Raw genomic sequence first — 22,865 nt, 5'->3', positions numbered from 1 at the left:
GTCGTCGCGCGGCGCCCGCAGCGGCCCCGCGCGCAGGCTCAAGCCGGCGTGAGGGCCGGGTCCGGCGCGCTGTCCTCCCCCGGGTAGCGGACGCCGACGCGGTTGCGGATCGCGTCGAGCGTCCGCATCACGGCGAGGGTGCCGTCCAGCGGTACGAGCGGGGACTCGGTCTCGCCGGCCCGCAGCGCGCGCATGACCTCGCGGGCCTCGTGCTTGAGACTGTTGCGCGGTCCGTCCGCCGGGTCGGCGGCGAACTCCTCCGGGTCGCGGCCGTCCCGGTGCAGCACGAACCGGTCCGGGAAGAAGAAGCCGTGCGGGATGTCGATGCGGCCGTGCGAGCCGGTGACGGAGGCCGAGGTCGCCGTACCGCCGACGATGGAGCAGTGCACCGAGGCGAGAGCGCCGCTCTCGTAGGAGAGCAGTGCACCCGTCTGGAGATCGACGCCCTCGTCGGAGAGCACCGCTCTCGCCGTCACGTCCGACGGCTCCCCGAGCAGCAGCTGCGCGAACGACACCGGGTACACCCCGAGATCCAGCAGCGAGCCCCCGCCCTGCGCGGGGTCACGCAGCCGGTGCGAGGGCGGCAGTGTCCCATTCCTCGCCTCCGGCAGGAGGTGCCCCGCCAGCCCGAAGTCGGCCTGCACATGGCGCACCTCACCGATCGCGCCGTCCTCCACCATCCGCTTCAGCCGCCGCACCAGCGGATTGCAGTACATCCACATCGCCTCCATCAGGAAGCTCCCCCGCCCCCGCGCGAGCGCGACCAGCTCCTCGGCCTCGCGCGCGTTCAGCGTGAACGCCTTCTCGCACAGCACGTTCCGCCCGGCCTGAAGGCACAGACCGGCGGCCGCCCGGTGCGCCGAGTGCGGGGTGGCGACGTACACGACATCGATGTCCGCGTCCTCGGCGAGGGCGGCCCAGTCGCCGTAGGCCCGCTCGATCCCGAACCGCTCCGCGAACGCCTTCGCCGACGCCTCGGTCCGCGAGGCCACCGCCACCACCTCGGCGTCCGGCAGATCGACCAGATCCGCCGTGAACGCGGCCGCGATCCCGCCGGTCGCCAGGACGCCCCACCGCACGCTCTCCGCCGTCATGCCCGCCCCACCCTCGCTCATGCGATCCTCGCCACTGTGTACGAGCTGAGAGCATAGGTGGCGTATCGAACGGAAAGGGAGGGGCACATGGCCGAGCAGGGGGCCTCGACACCACAGATGACACAGGCGGCCGGAGCGGAAGCGGAACCGGCCGCCGTCCGTGCGGTGCGCCGGACCGGTCTGCTCGTCACCTTCATCCTGGGCGGCCTCACCGCCACACCCCCGCTGGCGATGGACATGTACCTGCCCTCGCTGCCCGAGGTCACCCAGGCCCTGCACGCCCCCGCCGCCACCGTCCAGCTCACCCTGACCGCCTGTCTGCTCGGCATGGCGCTCGGACAGCTCGTGGTCGGCCCGATGAGCGACAAGTGGGGCCGCCGCCGCCCGCTGCTCACCGGCCTCGCGGTGTACGTCCTCGCCACCGCCCTGTGCGCGTTCGCCCCGAACGTCGAGGTCCTGGTCGCCTTCCGGCTGGTGCAGGGCCTCGCGGGCGCGGCGGGCATAGTGATCGCCCGGGCGGTCGTGCGCGACCTGTACGACGGCACGGCGATGGCCCGCTTCTTCTCCACCCTGATGCTGATCTCCGGGGTCGCCCCGATCGTCGCGCCGCTGATCGGCGGACAGATCCTGCGGGTGACGGACTGGCGCGGGGTGTTCGTGGTCCTCACCGTCGTGGGCCTGCTGCTGGGCGGGCTGGTGTGGGCGCGGCTGCCCGAGACCCTGCCGTGCGCCGAGCGGCAGGCGGGCGGTGTCGGCGAGGCCCTGCACTCGATGCGCCGGCTCCTGGCCGACCTGCCCTTCACCGGCTTCATGCTGGCGGGCGGCTTCACGTTCGCGGCGCTGTTCGCGTACATCTCGGCCTCCCCGTTCGTCATCCAGGACATCTACGGCGCCTCCCCGCAGACCTTCAGCCTGCTGTTCGGCCTGAACTCCGTCGGGCTCGTGATCGTCGGCCAGATCAACGGGAAGGTGCTGGTCGGGCGGGTCAGTCTGGAGAAGGTCATGGGCGTGGGCCTGGCGGTCGTGATCGCCGCCGCGACCGCCCTGCTGCTGATGTCGACCGGCGCCCTCGGCGCGGCGGGCCTCGCCCCCGTCGCCGCCGCGCTCTTCGTGCTGATGTCGGCGATGGGCGTGACCCTGCCCAACGCCCAGGCGCTCGCCCTGATGCGCACCCGGCACTCCGCCGGCTCCGCCTCCGCGCTGCTCGGCAGCTCCTCCTTCCTCATCGGCGCCGTCGCCTCCCCGCTGGTCGGGATCGCCGGCGAGCACACGGCCGTACCGATGGCCGTGGTCCAGCTGGCGGCCGCACTGGTGGCCCTGGCCTGTTTCATGGGAATGTGCCGTCCCTGGAACACACGTGCGGATACGGAGGGAGCAGGGAGCTGAGCGCGCCGAGACTGCGCGGCGACACCGCGGAACGGGCCGGACTCGATCCCGTGGAGCTGCGTCACCTCGTCCAGGAGGTCACCGACCTCACCGTCGGGCCACGCCCCTGGGCCGCGGGCACCGTCGTGGTCGCCGGACGCGGGCCGGTGATCGCCGTCGAGGAGGCGGCGGGGTGGGCCGTACGGTACTCCGGCTACGACGAGGAGACCGACGCGGGCATCGAGCTGCCGGCCGCGGCTCGCGTCCCGATGGCCGTCGGCACGCCCTTCGACCTGGCCTCCCTCACCAAGCTGTTCACCTCCGTCGCCGCGGTCCAGCAGATCGAGCGGGGCACCCTCGGCATCGACGCCCGGGTGGGCGCCTATCTGCCGGAGTTCCGGGCGGCGGTCAGGCACGGGATCACCGTGCGGGAACTGCTCACCCACACCTCGGGACTGCGGCCCGAACTGCCGCTGTACGACTGCGCTGACGACACCGAGCGCATGGCGACGCTGCGGGCCGAGGCGCCGATCGGCGTGCCCGGCACGTACACGTACTCCGACCTCAACATGCTGCTCCTGCAGTACGTCCTCGAACGCGTCACCGGCCGCACGCTGGACGTCCTGGTCCACGAGGGCATCACCAGGCCGCTGGGCATGACCTCCACCGACTTCGGGCCCTGCCCCGGCGCGGCGGCGACCGAGGACCAGCGGCGGCCCTGGGGCAAGGCGGACCGGGGGATGCTGCGGGGCGTCGTCCACGACGAGAACGCCTGGGCGCTCGGGGGAGTGGCCGGGCACGCCGGGCTCTTCTCCACCGCCCGCGACCTCGCGGTGTTCTGCCGCACCCTGCTGGCCGGCGGCTCCTACGGCCCCGCCCGCATCCTCGGCCCGGACTTCGTGGAGCTGCTGCTGACACCCCCCGGCCTGGGCTTCGCGGTGGACCAGCCCTGGTTCATGGGCGAGCTGGCGGGACGCGGAGCGGCGGGCCACACCGGCTTCACGGGCACGTCGCTGGTCCTGGACCCGGCGACGGACACCTTCCTGGTGCTGCTGGCCAACACCGTCCACCCGCGCAGACGGCCGCCGGACAGCGGACCGCGGGCGGCCGCGGCCACCCGACTGGCACGGGCCGTACGCGAGATCGGACCGATGGCCAGAACCTGAGAGAATCCCCCGGTGAACGCCCCCGTATCCCCGGCCGAGACCCTGCGCTCCGCCCTCTCCGCGCTCCTCGACGGACTGCCGCCCAGGCAGGCCGCGCACGCCGTCGACCGGCTGATCGCGAACTACCGGGGCGCCACCCCCACCGACGCGCCCATCCTGCGCGACCGCGCCGACGTGGCCGCCTACGCCGCGTACCGGATGCCGGCGACGTTCGAGGCGGTGCGGGCGGCCCTGGACGCCTTCGCGGCGGCCGTGCCCGGGTTCGTGCCCGCCACCCACACCGACGTCGGCGGGGGCACCGGGGCCGCCACCTGGGCCGTCAGCGCCACCTGGACCGGCGAGCGCGAGGTCACCGTGCTGGACTGGTCCGAGCCCGCCCTCGCCCTCGGCGAGGACATCGCCGCCGCCAACCCGGCGCTGCGGGGCGCCCGCTGGCAGCGCTCTCGGATCGGAGCGGCGCTCACCCTCGAGAGCACCGATCTCGTCACCGTCTCCTACGTCCTCAACGAACTCACCGAACCCGACCGCGCCGCCCTCGTCGACGCCGCCGCTGCCGCCGCCCGGGCCGTCGTGATCGTCGAGGCCGGCACCCCCGCCGGATACGCCCGCGTCATCGACGCCCGGCGACGGCTGACCGACGCCGGCTTCCAGGTCGCCGCGCCCTGCCCGCACAGCGCCGCCTGCCCCATCGCCCCCGGCGCCGACTGGTGCCACTTCTCCGCCCGGGTCAGCCGCTCCTCCCTGCACCGCCAGGTCAAGGGCGGCTCACTGGCGTACGAGGACGAGAAGTTCAGCTACGTCGCCGCCACCCGCCTGCCCGCCGCCCCCGCCCCCTCGCGCGTCATCAGGCGCCCGCAGATCAGGAAGGGCCAGGTCCTCCTCGACCTGTGCGAGCCCGACGAACAACTGCGCCGCACCACCGTCACCAAACGCCACGGCGACCTCTACAAGGCGGCCCGTGACGCCGACTGGGGCGACTCCTGGCCTCCCGACACCGCACGGCCGTAGCACCGCGACCCGATACCGTCGCACCATGGTCAAGAAGTCCGCGCCCGACGCCGCCCGGCGCAGTGAGAGGTCCCGTCGCGCGATCTACGACGCCGCGCTCGCCCTCGTCGCGGAGGCCGGGTACCCGAGGACGACCGTCGAGGGGATCGCCGCACGGGCCGGCGTGGGCAAGCAGACCATCTACCGGTGGTGGTCCTCCAAGGCGGAGGTCCTGCTGGAGGCGTTCCTGGACCTGGGCGAGCGGACCGCGCGGGAGGCCGGACAGGAGCCCTACACGATCCCGGACACCGGCGACCTCGCCGCCGACCTCAGGGCCGTGCTGCGGGCGACCGTGGACGAACTGCTCGACCCCCGCTTCGACGTCCCCGCCCGCGCGCTCGCCGCCGAGGGCCTCGTCAACGAACGGCTGGGCCGTGAATTCGTCGCCAAACTGCTCGAACCCCAGCTCCAGTTGTACGTCGAGCGGCTGCGCGCGGCCCAGGACGCCGGGCAGGTCCGCGCCGACGTCGACCCGCGCATCGCCCTCGAACTCTTCGTCTCCCCCCTCGCCCAGCGCTGGCTGCAGCACACCGGCCCGATCTCCCACGCGTACACCGACACCCTCGTCGACTACGCCCTGTACGGTCTCGCCCCCCGCAGGCAGGGGCCCCGCCCCCCCGAAGCGGAGGAAGATGGGACCATAGGGCATGCTGTTCCGCACGACAGCGAGGCGAGGGGATAGATGAGCGCGGAGTTCGGCGGCCGAACCGGCCGGCAGGGCAAACTCTCCCAGTGGCTGCGCGGACGCCGCCCCAAGGAGGACGGCGCCGACGACGGCGGCCGTGAGGCCCTGCTGCTGGCCGCCGCCGGGGCGGGCCTGCCGCTCGCGCCCGCCGCCCACCCCGCCCCCGGCTACCGCTGCTCCTGCGACCGCGTGGGCTGTCCCACGCCCGCCCGCCATCCGGTGTCCTTCGCCTGGCAGACGCAGTCCACCACCGACCGCGCCCAGATCGAGCGCTGGGCCCGCCACCAGCCGCAGGCCAACTTCATCACCGCGACCGGCATGGTTCACGACGTCCTGGACGTGCCGCTGGAGGCCGGCCGGGAGGCGCTGGCGCGGCTGCTGGGCGCCGACGTCGAGGTCGGCCCGGTCGCCGAGAGCGACGACGGCCGACTGCTGTTCTTCACCCTCACCCGGGGCACCCCCCAGGACGAGGACGAGTGGTGGCCCTGCGAGCTGGACTGCCACCCCGAGACCATGGACGAGCACCCCGGCCTGCGCTGGCACTGCCGCGGCTCCTACGTCCTCGTACCGCCCGCCCGCCTCCCCGGCGACCAGGGCGTGCACTGGGTACGCGGCCCCGAACACCCCCTGCCCGACCCCCTGACCCTCCTGGAAACCCTCACCGACGCCTGCGCCCGCCACGCCGGCGAGGGAGCCGACCACGCGGGCACGGCCTGGCCCCTGCGCCACTGAGCGCGTCCCTAGGACCCCTGGGCCGAGGTCAGGCCCTCCAGGCGGGAGAGCATCGTCACCGGGCCGCTGCCCCTGGGGTCCACGGCGACGCCGTTCGAGACGAACTCCATCGTCAGCGACTGCTTGATCTCGCCGCTCGTCAGCGCCTGCACGCTCGCGTTCGGCGTGGGGATCGAGGCGCCCGCGGCAGCGGTCTCCTTCTCGAAGCGGCGGGTGGTGAAGAACACCAGCGCGCCGCCGTCCGCCGTGCGCAGCGCCAGCGGGGCGTAGTCGCCGCTGGCGAGCGGTTCGTCGATGAACTGCGTGACCAGGCCGGGCTTCTTCGCGTCCTTCGCCCGGTCGGCCCGCCAGCCACTGGTGTGCGGACCGTCGGCGAAGGTCTTCCCGCCGTTCTTCAGGTACGCCGTGTAGGTGCGGCTCATGTCCTGGGGCGCGACGGCCAGTTGGGCGGAGTCCGCGGGAACGGCCTGCGCCCACCCGGCCTTGTCCGTCCTGATCCGCGGCAGCGAGCCCGGGGTGATCAGCGTCAGGTACGCCACCTGGAAGGGCTCGGCCAGGCTGCTGCGGGTGAACACCAGCAGCCAGTGCAGGTTGCCGCCCTTGTTGCCCTTGGCCTCCGCGACGAACCAGCGGGGCCAGCCGGCCTTCTTGGGGATGATGAACGTGGCGTTGGTCAGCTCCAGCGGCGTGTGCGCCGGATTGCCGCCCGGACTCGTCTTGTGACCGGCCTTCAGGCGGGCCGCGTCGATGTCCCCGAGGGCGCCGGTGACATGGCCGGCGTCCAGTGAACTGTCGTACGCCTTGTCCGCCTTGTTGTACGCGGCCGTGAACTGCGTCAGCGCCTTGGCGGCCTCCGCACGGGTGGAGGCGGGGAGCACCTCGCGCTCCCCGTGGACCACCACACAACCGCTCGCCGTGAGCGACAAAGCGGTCACCGTGGCCGCTATCAGTACCCTCCGGTCAAGCCTGCGGAGCCTTCGAGGGCCGCGATCCCTGCTCATCAGGTGCCTTCACCTTCCCCTTCCCGGAGGCGAACCCTACCGGGGCGAAGAACACCGCGAGCGTCGGGACCAGGTACAGCAGCCACACCGTGACCTGGAGGACGGTCGGGTCGGGCTGGAAGTTGAACACGCCCTTCAGCAGGGTCCCGTACCAGCTGTCCGGCGGGACGGTGCCGGAGATGTCGAAGGCGAGGCTGGTCAGGCCGGGCAGGATGTCGGCCTCCTGCAGATCGTGGAAGCCGTACGCCAGCACGCCCGCCGCGACCACGACCAGCATGCCCCCGGTCCAGGTGAAGAACCTGGCCAGGTTGATCTTCAGGGCGCCCCGGTAGAACAGCCAGCCCAGGAAGACCGCCGTGGCCAGACCGAGCGCCACGCCGATCAGCGGGCGCGGGGTGCCGTCGCTGGCCGCGTGCACCGACGCCCACACGAACAGCGCGGTCTCCAGGCCCTCCCGGCCGACGGCGAGGAAGGCGGTGGCGACCAGCGCGCCCGTGCCCATCGCGAGGGCCGCGTCCAGCCTGCCGTGCAGTTCGGACCTCAGATGCCGGGCCGTGCGCCGCATCCAGAAGACCATCCACGTCACCAGGCCGACCGCGATGATCGACAGGGAGCCGCCGAGGGCCTCCTGCGCCTGGAACGTCAGTTCCTGCGAGCCGAATTCGAGGACGCAGCCGAAGCCCATGGCGATCAGGACGGCGATGGAGATGCCGATCCAGATGGGCCGGACGGCGTCCCGGCGCCCGGTCTTGACGAGGTAGGCGATCAGGATGCAGACGACGAGGCTGGCTTCCAGACCCTCGCGCAGGCCGATCAGATAGTTGGAGAACACGGGCTACGCCTCCTTGGAGAACAGCGTGCCGCCCCACCAGTCGTCCTTGTCGCGGACGCCCGGCGGGACGGCGAAGACCGCCGAACCCACGTGCTGGATGTACTCGTTGAGCGCGTCCTGCGCCGACAGCCTGCGCTGCAGCGGGATGAACCCCTTGCGCACGTCACGCTGGTAGGCCAGGAAGAACAGGCCCGCGTCGAGCCGGCCGAGGCCGTCGGTGCCGTCGGTGAAGGAGTAGCCCCGGCGCAGGATGGTGATCCCGCCGTTGGAGTCGGGGTGCGCGAGGCGCACGTGCGCGGTGGGCTTCATCGCCTTCAGGAACGGCTCGTCGTGCTCCTTGGCCTTGCCGACCGGGGCGCCCTCGCCCTTGTCCCGGCCGAAGACGTCCTCCTGCTCCTGCAGCGAGGTGCGGTCCCAGGTCTCGATGTGCATCCGGATGCGGCGGGCGACCAGGTAGGAGCCCCCGGCCATCCACTCCGGTCCGTCCTTCTCGCCGACCCACACGAACTTCTTCAGCCGGTCGGTCTCGGTTCCCGCGATGTTGCGGGTGCCGTCCTTGAAGCCCATCAGGTTGCGCGGGGTCTGCGCGTCCGGGGTCGTGGACGACGTCTTGCCGAAGCCGAGCTGCGACCAGCGGATGTTGACCGTGCCCATGCCGATGCGGGCCAGGTTGCGGATCGCGTGCACCGCCACCTGCGGGTCGTCCGCGCAGGCCTGGACGCACAGGTCGCCGCCGGTGCGGGACCTGTCGAGGTTGTCGCCGGCGAACTGCGGCAGGTCCACCAGGGCCTCGGGCCGCCGGTCCGCGATCCCGAACTTCTCGCCGTACTTCTCGAACAGGGACGGACCGAAGCCGATGGTGAGGGTCAGCCGGGAGGGCTTCAGGCCCAGGGCCTCGCCCGTGTCGTCCGGCGGGGCCTCGGCCAGACCGCCGTACGCGCCCTCGCCGACCGCCTTCCCGGCCGTCATCAAGCGCGCGGCCCGCGTCCAGTCCTTCAGCATCCGCACGAACGCGGCGCGGTCCTCGGTCTGCACGTCGAACGCGGCGAAGTGCAGCCTGTCCTGCACCGGTGTGGCGATGCCCGCCTGGTTGGCGCCGTGGAAGGCGACCGCGGCGCCCGTCTCGGCGGCGGCCGGGTCCACGTCGTCGCCGGCGCGGCTCACCGCGACCGCGCCGCCGGCCGCGGCGGCACCGAGCGCGAGGCCGGCGCCGCCCCAGCCGATCAGGGAACGCCGGGAGGGCCGTTTCTGCGCGGAGGCGTCCGCGGTGGTGGCTTCCTGAGTGTCCGTCATGGTCGTCTCGTCCCTACTTCACGACGGCGGCGGCGAGCTTCGACAGGGGCTCGGCGAGCGCGTTCACCGCGTCCGAGAGCTCCTTGCGCTGCTCCTTGGTGACGGTGTCGTACGACACGAAGCCGTTCTGCGCCTTGTCCCGCGCCTTGGTGGAGCGGTACTTGTCGAGCGTGCTGTTCAGCGCGGCGAACTGCGTGTCCAGCTCGGTGGTCAGCGCCTTGTCGTTCTTCTGCGCGACCGGCTTGAGCAGCTCGTACGCCTTCTGGGCGCCCTCGACGTTGGCCTTGAAGTCGCTCAGGTCGGTGTGCGCGTAGCGGTCCTCCTCGCCGGTGACCTTGCCGGTGGCGACCTCGTCGAGCAGTTCCTTGGCGCCGTTGGCCATGGAGGTCGGGGTGATCTCCGCCTTGCCGACCCGCTGCTGCCAGTCCTTCAGATCGGTGACCAGCTGGTCGGCGAGGGTCTTCTGCTCGGCGCCGATCTTCTTGTCCTGCCACAGCGCCTTCTCCAGCGCGTGCCAGCCGGTCCACTTCTGTCCGGCCTCCAGGCCGTCGGCGCGGGTGTCGGTCTTGGGGTCGATGTCGCCGAAGGACTCGGCGATCGGCTCGGTGCGCTCCCAGCCGACGCGGGAGGGGGCGTAGGCGTTCTGGGCGGCCTTGAGGTCGCCGGCCTTGATCGCCTTGGCGAGCGTCTCCACCTTCGGGATCGTCGCGTCGGCCTGCTCCTGCGCGTACTCGCGGTAGGCGGCGACGGCCTTGTCGAGCTGCGGGTTCCGTTTGGCGGCCGAGCCCGAGCCGGTGACCGTGAGTGTCTGCCGGATGCCCTTGCCCTTCATGCCGGGCTTGCAGGCGATCTGGTAGGCGCCGGCCTTCACCTCGGCGGTGACCTTCTGCTTGGTGCCGGGGCCGATGTTCTCGCGCTCGGTGACGACCCGGTCGTCCGGGAAGAGGACGTAGACCTCGGTGATCTTGGAGCCCTTGTTCTCGATGGCCAGCTCGACATGGCCGGCGGATATCTCCTTCTTGGAGGTCTCGCACTTGGAGTCCGTCGCGCTCACGCTGATGACGCGGTCACCGCTCGCGGCCTCGCTTTTCTCGGTGCATCCCGTGACGGCGGTCAGGGCCGCCGCACTGGCGACGGCGGTGACGACGGAGAGTCTGGCGGCTCGCATGCAGGCTCCAAGAGGTGGCGAGAAAACGCGTGTCGGACGGACCAAAAGATTGGTGAGGCTCGCCTAACTTACCTAAGGCTTACCTGAGTGATACCCAGCCACGCGGTGATTCAGCTCTCATGGACGCCGTACGGGCACGGAACGATCACGCTGACCTAAAACGCACCCCAAGTAATGGTCAAGGGAAATTCAAAGCCGCGCTGGATGTTTCAATGCCCCCGTGACCGACTACGACGTGCTCCGCGTCTTCTGCGCGCCCAACGGCGGATACGGCAACGAACTCGGCGTCGTCCGCGAGGGATCCGTCCTGCCCGACCCCGCGGAGCGACAGGCGTTCGCCGCGAAACTCGGGTTCAGCGAGACCGTGTTCGTCGACGACCCCGAGCGCGGCGTCATCGACATCTACACGCCCTCCGTACGGCTGCCCTTCGCGGGCTACCCCTGCGTCGGCGCGGCCTGGCTGCTCGACGTGGAGGAACTGGTCACCCCGGCCGGTCTCGTCGGCGCGCGCCAGGACGGCGAGTTCTGCTGGATCGAGGCCCGGGCCGAGTGGGTCCCGCCGCGCACCCTGCGCCAGTACGCCTCAGCCGCCGAGGTCGACGACCTGCAGGTGCCGCCCAAGGGCGAGTGGATCTACGCCTGGGCCTGGGAGGACGAGGCGGCCGGCCGGATCCGCGCCCGCGGCTTCCCCGGCCGCGACGACGGCATCGACGAGGACGAGGCGACCGGCGCCGCGGCCCTGCTGCTCACCGACCGCCTGGGCCGCGCCCTCAACATCACCCAGGGCGCCGGCTCCCAGATCCTCACCGCCCCGCAGCCCTACGGCTGGGTGGAGATCGGCGGCCGCGTCTACCTGGAACGCCAGCCGGAGCGCTGACACACCGGCGGCGACCGGGCTACGGCAGCGTCAGGATGTCCGCGCCGGTCTCCGTCACCACCAGCGTGTGCTCGAACTGGGCCGTGCGCCTGCGGTCCTTGGTGACGACCGTCCAGCCGTCGTCCCACATGTCGTACTCGTGCGTCCCCAGCGTCAGCATCGGCTCGATCGTGAACGTCATGCCGGGCTGCATCACGGTCGTCGCGTGCGGGCTGTCGTAGTGCGGGATGATCAGGCCGGAGTGGAACGAGGAGTTGATCCCGTGCCCGGTGAAGTCCCGCACCACCCCGTACCCGAACCGCTTGGCGTACGACTCGATGACCCGCCCGATGACGTTGATCTGCCGGCCCGGCTTGACCGCCTTGATCGCGCGGGTCAGCGACTCCCGGGTGCGCTCCACCAGCAGCCGGCTCTCCTCGTCGACGTCCCCGACCAGATACGTGGCGTTGTTGTCGCCGTGCACCCCGCCGATGTACGCCGTCACGTCCAGGTTGACGATGTCGCCGTCCCGCAGCAGCGTCGAGTCCGGAATGCCGTGGCAGATCACCTCGTTGACGCTGGTGCACAGGGACTTGGGAAAGCCGCGGTAGCCGAGCGTCGAGGGGTAGGCCCCGTGGTCGCACATGTACTCGTGCGCCACCCTGTCCAGCTCGTCCGTGGTCACCCCGGGCGAGATGAGCTTCGCGGCCTCCTCCATCGCCCGGGCGGCGATCCGCCCGGCGACCCGCATCGCCTCGACCGTCTCGGGCGTCTGCACCTCCGGCCCGGTGTACGGCGCCGGCGCGGGCTTGCCGACGTACTCGGGCCGGCGGATGTTACCGGGAACGGAACGGGTGGGAGAGAGCTCCCCTGGTACGAGCAGCGACTGGCCAGACATGCCAGCGAGTCTAACGAGCCGGGGTGGGGGAACATGTCGGTGGCGAGAGGAGCTGGTCATGGCCTTGTTCAAGAAGCGGACGGTCGGGAAGCCGGGGGAGTGGTTCTACTGCCTCGAGCACAAGAAGGTGGAGGAGGGGCCGGAGTGTCCCGCCAAGGACCGGTTCGGGCCGTACGCCTCCCGGCAGGAGGCCGAGCACGCGATGCAGACCGCGCGGGAGCGCAACCTCGAGTGGGAGAACGACCCCAAGTGGCATGACGCCCCCGCGGGGAGCGCGGACGAGGACTGATCAGGCCCCGGCCTCGGCCGGTGCGGCCGCCGTCCGCCGGTCGCGCAGCCGCAGCGCGTGCTCGTTCGTGCGGACGTCGTAGGCCATCAGCCCCGGCAGGCACAGGGCGAGCAGGCCCACCGCGCCCGCGCACAGCAGGCCGCCGGACCACACGGACGTCCGTACGCCCCACCAGGCGGCGAATCCGCCGGAGCGGACCTGGCCCACGGTGGGGCCGATGGAGTACGACAGCAGTTCGATCCCGGCGAGCCGCCCGCGCAGCTCGTCCGGGATCGTCTGGTTCCACATGGCGCCCCTGCCCGGCCTCCGTCCAGATGATCAGCCGGCGCTTGTCCAGCGCGTCGGCGAGCGCGCCGCCGTACAGCCCGAACAGCACCAGCGGCAGCAGCTCCACCGCTCCGATCGCGCCGACCGCGGCCGTCGAGTCCGTCAGCTCCTTCAACTGCACCGGCAGCGCGACGAACGTCAGGAAGCTCCCGAACGTCGAGATCGCCCCCGACACCCACAGCCGCCGGAAGTCGGCGGAGGCCCGCCAGGGTGTGAGGTCGGGCAGGATTGCGCGGAGCCGGGAGGCGGGTGCGGGGGAGTCGTCGGTCACGACCGGTCATGGTCGGCCGGTGCGCGGACCGGGAGCAACCGCTTTTCCCGCGCTACGGCCCCTACCAGCCGCTCGGCGGCGGTGCCGTCAGCTGGTCCGCCAGCCGGGAGAGACGGTCGCGCAGCCGCCGGTGCACGCGCGGAGCCGGCAGGGAGTTCTCGCCGGCCGCCGCGCTGACCAGATGCTGCACCGTGTCCAGGTCCAGCTCGGAACCGTCCGGGACGGCGAGCGACTCATGGGCCATCGACTCCAACTCGCCCTCGCCGCCGCCCAGCGCCAGCACCGTCGCCCCGGCCCGCCGCGCGTCGTGCACCCGCTCCAGCAGCGGCACGTCCGGCGCCTCGCCCGGCACCCCCGAGGGCGACACCACCAGCAGCGTCTCACCCCGCCGGGCCGCCGCCAGCCGCCCGAGCCCGACCGACAGATGGGCCGGATCCGACGCGCGCGCCCCGTGCCGTACCAGAGTCGGCGCCAGCTCCGGCGTGCCCGACCACGCGGCCTCGTCCACCAGATGCGCGGCCAGATGCCAGGGCTCGTACTCCGGCGTCCCCACCAGCAGCAGCCCGCCCCCGTGCGAGACCACCGACCCGCGCAGTGCCCCCGCGAACCGCCGGGTGGCCCCCAACCACTCGGTCCCGGCGAGGACTTCACGCAGCAACGCGACCCGTACGGCGTCCATGGGCCCGCATCCTGCACCAAACCGGCACGCGTGGCCCGCGGTTCCCCCCGAATTCGCCCGACCGGGGGAGCGGAGCGGCCCACCTCTTCCGGCGGCTGTCCGTGACGCGGCTCACCTGATCGCCGGGGGCGGGGCGGACGTAAAGTCGGCCCATGACCTCTACCGACAGTGCCGCACAGACTCCCGCCCCCGCCAAGGACCCTTGGGACCTCCCCGATGTCTCCGGGCTCGTCGTCGGGGTGCTCGGCGGGACCGGGCCGCAGGGCAAGGGGCTGGCCTACCGGCTCGCCAAGGCCGGCCAGAAGGTGATCATCGGCTCGCGGGCCGCCGACCGGGCGCAGACCGCCGCCGGGGAACTCGGGCACGGCGTCGAGGGCGCCGACAACGCCGAGTGCGCGCGCCGCAGTGACGTCGTGATCGTCGCCGTACCGTGGGACGGGCACGGCAAGACCCTGGAGTCGCTCCGCGAGGAGCTGGCCGGGAAGCTGGTCGTCGACTGCGTGAACCCGCTCGGCTTCGACAAGAAGGGCGCCTACGCGATCAAGCCGGAGGAGGGCAGCGCGGCGGAGCAGGCCGCGGCCCTGCTGCCGGACTCGCGGGTGACCGCCGCCTTCCACCATCTGTCGGCCGTGCTGCTCCAGGACCCGGAGATCGCCGAGATCGACACCGATGTGATGGTGCTGGGCGAGGTGCGGGCCGACGTCGAGATCGTTCAGGCGCTCGCGGGCCGCATCCCCGGCATGCGCGGCATCTTCGCGGGCCGGCTGCGCAACGCCCACCAGGTCGAGTCCCTGGTCGCCAACCTGATCTCCGTCAACCGGCGCTACAAGGCCCACGCCGGGCTCCGTGTCACGGACGTGTGAGCGGGTGGGGGACACTGGAGCCGTAGCAGTGTCCCCCGAGCCCTTCCCCGAGCCGCTGACAGGAGCCGACCGAAATGCCCCGCCTCGCCCTCTACGCCCTGATCGTCTGCGTGCTCTCCGTGGCCGCGGCCGTGGTCTCCTTCGTCCAGGGCAGCTGGCTGGGCGTCGTGTGGGTGCTGCTGGCGAGCCTGTCGTCGAACATGTGCTGGTACTACCTCAAGCGCGCCCGGGACGCCCGGCGGGTCACGAGCTGATCGAGCAGACCTCGTTCGTGCTCTGCCAGAAGCGGTAGAGATTCTGACCGCAGTACGAGTCGAACTCGTTGATTCCCAGGCTGCGCAGGATCGAGTCGATCACGTCGAAGAAGGCGCTGTTGACCGACGGCACCCACAGCAGCGCGAACACGAACAGCAGGCCGAACGGCGCGAACGGCTCCACCTGACGCTTGACCTTGTACGACAGCCAGGGCTCGATGACGCCGTAGCCGTCGAGGCCGGGCACGGGCAGGAAGTTCAGGAGCGCGGCCGTGACCTGGAGCAGCGCGAGGAAGGCGAGCGCGAAGCGGAAGTCGCGGGGGACGCCGTCCAGGGCGTGCAGCCAGAACGGGGCCGTGCAGACGACGGCGAACAGGACGTTCGTCAGCGGGCCGGCGGCGGAGATGAGACTGTGCCGCCAGCGGCCCCGGATCCGGTTCCGCTCGATGAAGACGGCACCGCCCGGCAGACCGATCCCGCCCATGATCACGAACAGCACCGGCAGTACGATGCTGAGCAGGGCATGCGTATAGGCGAGAGGATTGAGGCTCAGGTAGCCCTTGCTGCCGACGGTGATGTCGCCGCTGTGCAGGGCGGTGCGGGCGTGCGCGTACTCGTGCAGGCACAGGGACACCACCCAGGCCGCGGTCACGAACAGGAACACGGCCACGCCCGGCTGCTCGGCGAAACCGGACCAGGTGGCCCAGCCGGTGACCGCCGTGACGGCGAGAATGCCGACGAAGACGGGGCTCATCCGCCGGTCACTGTGGCGGCTGGTCGCGGTGGTCACTGGTGGCTCCCTGGACTGAACGTGCACGCGATGGGACGCCCGACGGTACCGGGCACAGGTGAAAACGTCTCGCGGTGGGCCCGAGGTTCCGGGGAAGGTGGGGCATGGCTCGGACGGGCCATGTGCTCCGGCTTCGCCCCCGCCACCCCGCCACCCCGCCACCCCGCCACTCCGCCACTCCGCCACCCCGCCCGACCGAATCCCGTGACCGGCCCCCGAGCCACCGGAGACAATGGACCCCGTGCGCTATCGCATCCTCGGTACAGCCCAGGCGTTCCGGCCGGACGGCAGCCCCGTCGCCGTCGGCGGGGCGCGGCTGCGTGCCCTGCTCACCGTGCTCGCCCTGCGGGCCGGCCGCACCGTGCCCGTCCGCACGCTCGTCGACGAGGTCTGGGACGGCGACCCGCCCGCCGACGCGTCGGGCGCGCTGCAGGCGCTCGTCGGACGGCTGCGGCGGGCGCTCGGCGCGGACGCGATCGCCTCGGTGGAGGGCGGCTACCGCCTCACCGCCCCGCCCGACGACGTCGACCTGCACCGTTTCGAACGGCTCACCGGCGAGGGCACCCGTGCCCTGGCCGACGGCGACCCCGCCAAGGCGGCCGGTGCCCTCGACGACGCCCTCGCCCTGTGGCACGGCCCCGTCCTCGCCGACCTCCCCGACGGCACCGCGCAGACGGCCCGTCTGGAGAACCGCCGCCTCGACGCCCTGCGCGCCCGCCACACCGCCGCGCTCGCCCTGGGCCAGGCCGAACAGTCGCTGCCCGAACTGACCGCCCTGTGCGACGCCCACCCCCTCGACGAACCCCTCCAGTCCCTGCGCCTGCGCGCCCTGCGCGACGCCGGCCGCACGGCGGAGGCCCTGGCCGCCTTCGAGGACGTACGACAACTGCTCGCGGACCGGCTGGGAGCCGACCCCGGCCCCGAACTGAGGTCCCTGTACGGGGAGTTGCTCCACCCGGAAGGCCCGGAGGAGTGGTACGCGCCGGGTGGCGGGGGAGCGCCCGGGACGTCATCCCGGCCGGGGATGCCATCCCGGCCGGGCGCGGCAGCAGGGCCGGGCGTGGCATCCCGGCCGGGTGCGGCATCAGGGCCGGGCGTGCCATCCAGGCCGGGTGCGGCATCCAGGCCGGGTGCGGCATCCAGGCCAGGCGAATTCCTCGCCCCCGGCATGACACCCGCCCCGAGCGCGCACGCCGGTCCGGGCGCAGACGGCGCAGCCTCCGGCACGCCCGCCCCCGCCACGCCTGCTTCGGGCGCGACCGCTTCTGGCGCGACGGCTTCAGCCGCGACCGCCCCCGCCACGCCTGCTTCGGGTGTAACCGCTTCCGGCATGCCTGCTTCGGGTGTAACCGCTTCCGGAATGCCCGCCCCTGGCACGCCCGCTTCGGGTGTAACCGCTTCCGGCATGCCTGCTTCGGGCGCAACCGCTTCCGGAATGCCCGCCCCCGGCACGCCTGCTCCGGGCACGCCCGCTTCGAGCACGCCCGGCTTCACCACGGGCGCTCACCCGACGGCCGCCCACACCCCGCCCGCCCCCGATGACGGCGCCCCCAACCCCACCAGCCCCTCCGCCCCCGCCCCCGCCTCCGCCACGGCCGCCACCCCCGCCCCCACCCCCCAGCCCCCCGGCAACCTCCGCGCCCGGCTCACCTCCTTCGTCGGGCGGGAAGCCGACATCGAGGCCATCCGGGGGGACCTCGGTGCGGCTCGGCTGGTCACGTTGCTCGGGCCCGGTGGGGCCGGGAAGACGCGGTTGTCGCAGGAGGCCGCCGAGGCCGTGCGGGACGGTGCGCGGGACGGGGTGTGGCTGGCCGAACTCGCTCCCGTCGACCACCCGGACGCCGTACCGGAGGCCGTGCTGACCGCTGTGGGCGCCCGGGAGACCGTGCTCCACGGCGCCGGCGCCGAGGCCATGCGGGCGGCCGGGAACGACCGGCACGACGACCCGGTGGAGCGGCTGGCGGAGCACTGCGGCCGGCGGCGCATGCTGATCGTCCTCGACAACTGCGAGCACGTCGTCGAGGCCGCCGCGCGGCTCGTGGAGGAGTTGCTGGAGCGCTGCCCCGAGCTGACGGTACTGGCCACCAGCCGCGAACCCCTCGGCGTACCGGGGGAGTTGCTGCGGCCGGTGGAGCCGCTGCCCGAACCGGTCGCGCTGCGGCTGTTCGCCGACCGGGGAGCGGCCGCACGGCCGGGGTTCCGGGTCGAGGACGATCCCGCGGCGTGCGCCGAGATCTGCCGCCGCCTCGACGGCCTGCCCCTCGGCATCGAGCTCGCCGCCGCCCGGCTACGGATGCTGACACCACGTCAGATCGCTGACCGGCTCGACGACCGCTTCCGGCTGCTCACCTCCGGCAGCCGTACCGTCCTGCCCCGCCAGCAGACCCTGCGGGCCGTCGTCGACTGGTCGTGGGACCTGCTCGACGAGGAGGAACGCGACGTCCTGCGGCGGTTGTCGGTGTTCGCCGGCGGGTGTGATCTCGCCGCCGCCGAGGCGGTCTGCGGCCCCGCCGCGCTGGAGGCGCTCGGCTCCCTCGTCGACAAGTCCCTTGTCGTGGCGGCGCCTTCACGCGACGAGGCCGACGGCGAGATGCGCTACCGGCTCCTGGAGACCGTCGCCGAGTACGCCGGCGAACGCCTCGACGAGACGGCCGGCGCCCGCTCCGCCGCCGAGCGCGCGCATCTGACGTACTACCGCGAACTCGCCCGCACCACCGACCCGTTGCTGCGCGGCCCCGGCCAACTCGCCGCCGTCCGGCGCCTGGAGCGCGAGTACGAGAACCTCCGCACCGCCCTGCGCCGGGCCGTCGCCGACCGGGACGAGCAGGAAGGGCTCTGCCTGGTCCTGTCGCTCTCCTGGTACTGGCAGATGCGCGACCTGCGCATCGAGGCCCGCAACTGGGCGAGTGAGGTCCAGGAGCTGGGCCCCGACCCCTTCACCGAGCCGGTCCGCCCCGCGGCACCGGTCTGGGAGCGCTGCACGGACACCCCGCCGCCGTGGAGCGGCGAGGTCCTGGAGGAGGCCCGGCGCGGTATCCATCTCGTCCATCTCGCCTGCATGGACTCCGAGTTGGACGCCTGGGAGAACCAGCACGCGCAGACGAAGCTGCGCTCCATCGCCGCCACCTACGAGCCCGGAATGCCGCAGACCTGCCGGCTGCCGGGCTCCTTCTGGTTCTTCGCCATCTTGCTCACCGGGGACATGGAACGGTTGCAGGACGTCGTCCTGGCCACCGTCGAGACCTGCCGGACCACCCCGGGCTACGAGTGGGAGCTCGCCGCGGCCCTCCAGATGCGGGCCAACCTCCTCGCCAACCGCTCCGACTGGGCGGGCGACGCCATCCGCGACGCCGAGGAGGCGCTGGCCATCTACGAGCGGCTCGGCGACCTGTGGGGCACCGCCGAGGCGCTCTCCGCACGCGCCGAGTCCCATGAGCGCAAGGGGAAGTGGCACGCGGCCGCCGCCGACTACGAACGGGCCATCGAGCGGGCCGACCGGCTCGGCGCCCGCGCCCAGAAGACCGTGCTCAACGCCCGGCTGGGCAGCGCACTGCTGGAGACAGGGCAGGCCGAGCGCGGCGAGCGCCTGCTGCGCGATGTGATCGCGGACCGGGACGGCGCCCGCAACGAGGCGATGCCCGCCTCCCGGATGTTCCTCGCCGGCTGGCTCGGCCTGACCGGGCGCATCCCCGAGGCGCGCGAGCAACTCCGGCTGCTGCGCGAGCAGTTCGGCATCGCGCACTTCGTCATCTTCGACGCCTTCATCCTCGGCTCCGAGGCCTGGCTGGAGGCCATGGACGGCTGTTACGAGGAGTGCCTGGGCCTGGTCCGCCGGGCGCTGGAGAAGTCCGGGGACCCGCTGGCCCTGACCATCGCCCCCCAGATGCGCACCATGTACCTGCACACCGCCGCGCTCGCCCTCGCCGGGGCCGACGGCGGTGCCCGCGCCCGCGACGGCGCCCGCTGTCTGCGGGCCGGGGACAGCATGCTGCCGCCCACCCATGTCCCGACGACCATCGAGCGCACCATGCGGTCCGGGGCCGAGCGGGAGCTGCGCGCGGTGCTCGGCGACGCGGCCTACGAGTCGGCGTACGCGGAGGGCGGCGACCTCTCCGTGGAGGAGGCCGCCGCCCTCGTGTGACGCGCACCGGAGCCCGACGTCAGCTCTTGGTGCGGAACTTGTGGATCGCGTACGGCGCGGCGACCGCCGTGATCGCCACCGACCAGCCCAGCGTCACCCACAGGTCGTGCGCGACCGGGCCGCCCACCATCAGTCCGCGCGCCGCGTCGGCGAGCGTGGAGAGCGGGTTGTAGTCGGTGAAGGCCTGCAGCCAGCCCGGCATGGACTTCGTCGGCGCGAAGATCGACGAGCCGAACTGCAGCGGGAACAGCACCAGGAAGCCCATCGCCTGCACGGACTGGGCGTTCTTCAGGACCACACCGAGGGTGAGGAACACCCACATGATCGACGAGGCGAACACCGCGGACAGGCCCACGGCCGCCAGCAGACCGCCCCAGTGATGGATGTGGAAGCCGACGAGCACGGCGACGACCATCAGCACGGTCGTCGCGAACAGCATCCGCAGCAGCTCCACCGTGATCTTGGCGAACAGCACCGAGCCGCGTCCGATCGGCAGGGACCGGAAGCGGTCCATGACACCGGAGTTGAAGTCCTGGCTGAAGCCGGTGCCGACGCCCTGGGAGAGCGTCATGCTCATCATCGCGATCATGCCCGGGATGACGTACTGGACGTACCCGTCCTGACCGCCGCCCAGCGCCTGTCCGATCGAGCCGCCGAAGACGTACACGAACAGCAGGGTGAAGACGACCGGCATCAGCAGGGCGTCGAACATCGACTCGGGGTCCTGCCGGATCCACAGCAGGTTGCGGCGGATCAGGGCGCCGGTGTGGCGCAGGTGTCCGCGCAGCGGGATGCGGGCGTCGGACGCGGTGGCGGTTACGGTGACGGTGGCGGCGCTCATACGGCGACCTCCTCGCGGGTGTCGGCGGGCACGGTGTCCTGCGGGGCACTGGCGCGGTGGCCGGTGAGGGAGAGGAACACCTCGTCCAGGCTGGGCAGTTCGGTGGTGATGGAGGAGAGCGTGATGCCGCGGGCGGTCACGGCCGAGACCACGGCGGTCAGCTGCTCGTCGCTGAGGATCGGGACCAGGACGGCCCCGCTGTCGGTGTCGACGGTCGTGGTCGCGAGGCCGGTGATGCCGAGCTCGTCGAGAGCGGCGGCGAGCGGCCGCAGCTGCGCCGGATCGGCGGGCCGCACCCGCAGCGTCCGGCCGCCGACCTTCGCCTTCAGCTCCTCGATACCGCCTCCGGCGATGACCTTGCCCCGGTCGACCACGGTCAGCTCGGAGGCGAGCTGCTCGGCCTCCTCCATGTACTGGGTGGTCAGCAGCACGGTCACGCCCTCGCCCACCATGGCCTTGACCTCGTCCCACACCTCGTTGCGGGTACGGGGGTCGAGTCCGGTCGTCGGCTCGTCCAGGAACAGCACCTGGGGCCGGCCGATCATGGAGGCGGCGAGGTCGAGCCGGCGCCGCATACCGCCGGAGTAGGTGCTCGCGGGCCGCTTGGCGGCGTCCGTCAGCGAGAACCGCTCCAGCAGCTCGTCGGCGCGGGCCCGGGCGTCCTTGCGCGGCAGGTCGAGCAGGCGCCCGATCATGTAGAGGTTCTCCCAGCCGGGGAGCTTCTCGTCGACGGAGGCGTACTGCCCGGTCAGTCCTATGACCCGGCGCAGCTGGCGGGGTTGGCGCAGTACGTCGTACCCGGCGACGGTCGCCTGACCGGCGTCCGGGCTCAGCAGAGTGGACAGAATCCGTACGAGGGTGGTCTTTCCGGCGCCGTTCGGCCCGAGGACACCCATCACGGTGCCCTCGCGCACGTCCAGGTCGACCCCGTCCAGCGCCTTGGTCTCGCCGTAGTGCTTGACCATCCCCCGCACGGTGACGGCGTTGTCGCCGCCGCTGGAGTTCTTGTCGATTCGTGTCATGCCGAGAACGGTGCCAGGCGCCACCGACAAACGACCGACAGACGACCGACAGCGATATGTCGGCGCCGACAGGCCGCCGACAAAGCAGCAGCCCGCCGACGGGGGAAGATCGGCGGGCTGCCTCTGTGCCGCTGTGGCTCTAGGGGACGGAGTCAGTGGGGAGTCAGTGGACGGAGTGCTCCTCGAGCGGGAAGGTGCCGCCGACGACGTCCTCCGCGAACTCCTTGACCGCGTTGCCCATGACCTCGCGCAGGTTCGCGTACTGCTTGACGAACTTCGGGACCCGGCCGGACGTCAGCCCCAGCATGTCGGTCCACACTAGTACCTGCGCGTCCGTCTCCGGACCCGCGCCGATGCCGACCGTCGGGATGTGCAGCACCCGCGTCACCTCGGCCGCGAGCTCCGCCGGAACCAGCTCCAGGACCACCGCGAAGGCGCCCGCGTCCTGCACGGCCTTGGCGTCGCGCAGCAGCTGCTGCGCCGCCTCCTCGCCGCGGCCCTGCACCCGGTAGCCCATCGCGTTCACGGACTGCGGGGTGAGCCCGATGTGGGCCATGACCGGGATCCCGGCCTCCACCAGCAGCCGGATCTGCTCGTGCGAGCGCTCGCCGCCCTCCAGCTTGACCGCCCCGACCCCGGCGTCCTTGACCAGCCGGGTCGCCGAGCGCAGCGCCTGCACCGGCCCCTCCTGGTAGGAGCCGAAGGGGAGGTCGCCGACGATCAGCGCGCGCTGTGTGCCGCGGACGACGGCCGCCGACAGCATGGTCATCTCGTCCAGCGTGACGGGCACGGTCGTCTCGTACCCGAGGTGGCAGTTGCCCGCCGAGTCGCCGACGAGGATCACCGGGATCCCGGCCTCGTCGAAGACGGACGCGGTCATCGCGTCGTAGGCGGTGAGCATGGGCCACTTCTCGCCGCGTTCCTTGGCGAGGGCGATGTCGCGAACGGTGATACGGCGGGTGCCCTTGCCCCCGTACAGCGTCTTGCTGCCGTCGGAGGGCTTCGCGTGGGCAGCCGAAAGCTGCGTCATTGCAACGGCTCCTTCAGTCATCTCGAGGCGCCCTGCCGGCGTCCCCGGATCACCCCCATGGTGGCACTTCGTGCCGGTGAGGGCCAGAGGCTCCCCGAAGGACCCCGGTCACGTGACACGAGGGCCGCTCGCCCCACGCTCGAGGACCGGTCGCCCCACGCTCGAGGGACGCTCGCGTAAGGATGGAGTAAAAACAATTCCGATACGAGACGGTCCCGTAT

The 22,865-nt window shown here is 72.3% G+C and carries 21 protein-coding genes and 1 pseudogene; 10 read left to right on the top strand and 12 right to left on the bottom strand.

Going from position 1 to position 22,865, the window contains the following annotated elements; all coding sequences use genetic code 11:
- Positions 1-38: 38 nt before the first annotated feature.
- The gene (locus tag MKW14_RS30895; RefSeq protein WP_240868310.1) at positions 39-1,094 is read right to left on the bottom strand and encodes a Gfo/Idh/MocA family protein; all 1,056 of its coding nucleotides are present in this window, start codon (positions 1,092-1,094) and stop codon (positions 39-41) included.
- Positions 1,095-1,181: 87 nt separating this feature from the next.
- Here MKW14_RS30895 and MKW14_RS30890 point away from each other — a divergent pair, with 87 nt between their 5' ends.
- Genes MKW14_RS30890 through MKW14_RS30870 form a run of 5 tightly spaced genes read left to right on the top strand, consistent with a single transcriptional unit; the run spans position 1,182 to position 6,089 of the window.
- Entirely contained in the window at positions 1,182-2,480 is a 1,299-nt protein-coding gene (locus MKW14_RS30890; RefSeq protein ID WP_240868129.1) for a multidrug effflux MFS transporter, read from the top strand.
- Positions 2,432-3,625 (top strand): serine hydrolase domain-containing protein, encoded by a 1,194-nt coding sequence (locus tag MKW14_RS30885; protein ID WP_240868127.1) that lies wholly within the window; start codon positions 2,432-2,434, stop codon positions 3,623-3,625. The genes MKW14_RS30890 and MKW14_RS30885 overlap by 49 nt, the downstream gene beginning before the upstream one ends.
- Positions 3,626-3,637: 12 nt before the next feature.
- Positions 3,638-4,633, top strand: coding sequence for a small ribosomal subunit Rsm22 family protein (locus tag MKW14_RS30880; RefSeq protein ID WP_240868125.1), 996 nt, complete (start codon positions 3,638-3,640; stop codon positions 4,631-4,633).
- Between the two features lie 25 nt (positions 4,634-4,658).
- Entirely contained in the window at positions 4,659-5,354 is a 696-nt protein-coding gene (locus tag MKW14_RS30875) for a TetR/AcrR family transcriptional regulator (RefSeq protein ID WP_240868123.1), read from the top strand.
- The gene (locus tag MKW14_RS30870; protein WP_240868120.1) at positions 5,355-6,089 is read left to right on the top strand and encodes a bifunctional DNA primase/polymerase; all 735 of its coding nucleotides are present in this window, start codon (positions 5,355-5,357) and stop codon (positions 6,087-6,089) included.
- An 8-nt stretch (positions 6,090-6,097) separates the two neighbouring features.
- On the opposite strand, the gene MKW14_RS30865 is transcribed toward MKW14_RS30870, so the two are convergent.
- The 4 genes from MKW14_RS30865 to efeO are packed head-to-tail and all read right to left on the bottom strand — an operon-like array spanning position 6,098 to position 10,383.
- Positions 6,098-7,090 (bottom strand): SCO2278 family lipoprotein, encoded by a 993-nt coding sequence (locus tag MKW14_RS30865; RefSeq protein ID WP_240868118.1) that lies wholly within the window; start codon positions 7,088-7,090, stop codon positions 6,098-6,100.
- Positions 7,050-7,922: an iron uptake transporter permease EfeU gene (efeU, locus tag MKW14_RS30860; protein ID WP_240868116.1), complete on the bottom strand. Its 873-nt coding sequence runs from the start codon at positions 7,920-7,922 to the stop codon at positions 7,050-7,052. Before efeU ends, MKW14_RS30865 begins: the two co-directional genes overlap by 41 nt.
- A gap of 3 nt (positions 7,923-7,925) precedes the next feature.
- The gene (gene efeB / locus MKW14_RS30855) at positions 7,926-9,215 is read right to left on the bottom strand and encodes an iron uptake transporter deferrochelatase/peroxidase subunit (RefSeq protein ID WP_240868114.1); all 1,290 of its coding nucleotides are present in this window, start codon (positions 9,213-9,215) and stop codon (positions 7,926-7,928) included.
- Positions 9,216-9,228: 13 nt separating this feature from the next.
- Complete coding sequence (efeO, locus tag MKW14_RS30850) at positions 9,229-10,383, bottom strand: iron uptake system protein EfeO (protein WP_240868112.1); 1,155 nt, start codon at positions 10,381-10,383, stop codon at positions 9,229-9,231.
- Positions 10,384-10,603: 220 nt separating this feature from the next.
- On the opposite strand from efeO, the gene MKW14_RS30845 reads away from it, so the two are divergent.
- The gene (locus MKW14_RS30845; protein ID WP_240868109.1) at positions 10,604-11,260 is read left to right on the top strand and encodes a PhzF family phenazine biosynthesis protein; all 657 of its coding nucleotides are present in this window, start codon (positions 10,604-10,606) and stop codon (positions 11,258-11,260) included.
- Positions 11,261-11,279: 19 nt separating this feature from the next.
- Here the strand turns inward: MKW14_RS30845 and map are convergent, their stop codons facing one another.
- Positions 11,280-12,137 carry a type I methionyl aminopeptidase gene (gene map, locus MKW14_RS30840; protein WP_240868106.1) on the bottom strand — a complete coding sequence of 286 codons (858 nt, stop codon included), beginning with the start codon at positions 12,135-12,137 and terminating at the stop codon, positions 11,280-11,282.
- 58 nt (positions 12,138-12,195) lie between these two features.
- Between map and MKW14_RS30835 the strand changes: the two genes are divergently transcribed.
- Positions 12,196-12,426 carry a hypothetical protein gene (locus MKW14_RS30835; RefSeq protein ID WP_133043019.1) on the top strand — a complete coding sequence of 77 codons (231 nt, stop codon included), beginning with the start codon at positions 12,196-12,198 and terminating at the stop codon, positions 12,424-12,426.
- On the opposite strand, the pseudogene MKW14_RS30830 reads toward MKW14_RS30835, so the two are convergent.
- Both MKW14_RS30830 and MKW14_RS30825 read right to left on the bottom strand, forming a co-directional pair.
- Positions 12,427-13,024 (bottom strand): annotated as a pseudogene (locus MKW14_RS30830) (MFS transporter).
- Positions 13,025-13,085: 61 nt separating this feature from the next.
- Positions 13,086-13,703 carry a hypothetical protein gene (locus MKW14_RS30825; protein ID WP_240868103.1) on the bottom strand — a complete coding sequence of 206 codons (618 nt, stop codon included), beginning with the start codon at positions 13,701-13,703 and terminating at the stop codon, positions 13,086-13,088.
- Between the two features lie 152 nt (positions 13,704-13,855).
- Here MKW14_RS30825 and npdG point away from each other — a divergent pair, with 152 nt between their 5' ends.
- Together npdG and MKW14_RS30815 are read left to right on the top strand one after the other, a co-directional pair.
- On the top strand, positions 13,856-14,566 hold the full coding sequence (npdG, locus tag MKW14_RS30820; RefSeq protein WP_240868101.1) for an NADPH-dependent F420 reductase: 711 nt from the start codon (positions 13,856-13,858) through the stop codon (positions 14,564-14,566).
- A gap of 74 nt (positions 14,567-14,640) precedes the next feature.
- Positions 14,641-14,820 (top strand): hypothetical protein, encoded by a 180-nt coding sequence (locus tag MKW14_RS30815; RefSeq protein WP_240868099.1) that lies wholly within the window; start codon positions 14,641-14,643, stop codon positions 14,818-14,820.
- Here the strand turns inward: MKW14_RS30815 and MKW14_RS30810 are convergent.
- Entirely contained in the window at positions 14,810-15,610 is an 801-nt protein-coding gene (locus MKW14_RS30810) for a site-2 protease family protein (protein WP_240868097.1), read from the bottom strand. The two genes, MKW14_RS30815 and MKW14_RS30810, sit on opposite strands and share 11 nt — an antisense overlap.
- Before the next feature lie 232 nt (positions 15,611-15,842).
- Here MKW14_RS30810 and MKW14_RS30805 point away from each other — a divergent pair, with 232 nt between their 5' ends.
- Complete coding sequence (locus tag MKW14_RS30805) at positions 15,843-19,751, top strand: AfsR/SARP family transcriptional regulator (protein ID WP_240868095.1); 3,909 nt, start codon at positions 15,843-15,845, stop codon at positions 19,749-19,751.
- Between the two features lie 19 nt (positions 19,752-19,770).
- On the opposite strand, the gene MKW14_RS30800 is transcribed toward MKW14_RS30805, so the two are convergent.
- From MKW14_RS30800 to panB, 3 genes are all read right to left on the bottom strand, one after another.
- Positions 19,771-20,592, bottom strand: coding sequence for an ABC transporter permease (locus MKW14_RS30800; protein WP_240868093.1), 822 nt, complete (start codon positions 20,590-20,592; stop codon positions 19,771-19,773).
- Positions 20,589-21,614: an ATP-binding cassette domain-containing protein gene (locus MKW14_RS30795; RefSeq protein ID WP_240868091.1), complete on the bottom strand. Its 1,026-nt coding sequence runs from the start codon at positions 21,612-21,614 to the stop codon at positions 20,589-20,591. Before MKW14_RS30795 ends, MKW14_RS30800 begins: the two co-directional genes overlap by 4 nt.
- 163 nt (positions 21,615-21,777) lie before the next feature.
- Positions 21,778-22,644 carry a 3-methyl-2-oxobutanoate hydroxymethyltransferase gene (panB, locus tag MKW14_RS30790; protein ID WP_240868090.1) on the bottom strand — a complete coding sequence of 289 codons (867 nt, stop codon included), beginning with the start codon at positions 22,642-22,644 and terminating at the stop codon, positions 21,778-21,780.
- Positions 22,645-22,865: the final 221 nt, after the last annotated feature.

Origin of the sequence: Streptomyces gilvus, assembly GCF_022513565.1 — a bacterium.
GTDB classification, from domain to species: domain Bacteria; phylum Actinomycetota; class Actinomycetes; order Streptomycetales; family Streptomycetaceae; genus Streptomyces; species Streptomyces gilvus.
This window is presented reverse-complemented; position numbering and strand designations above follow the sequence as displayed.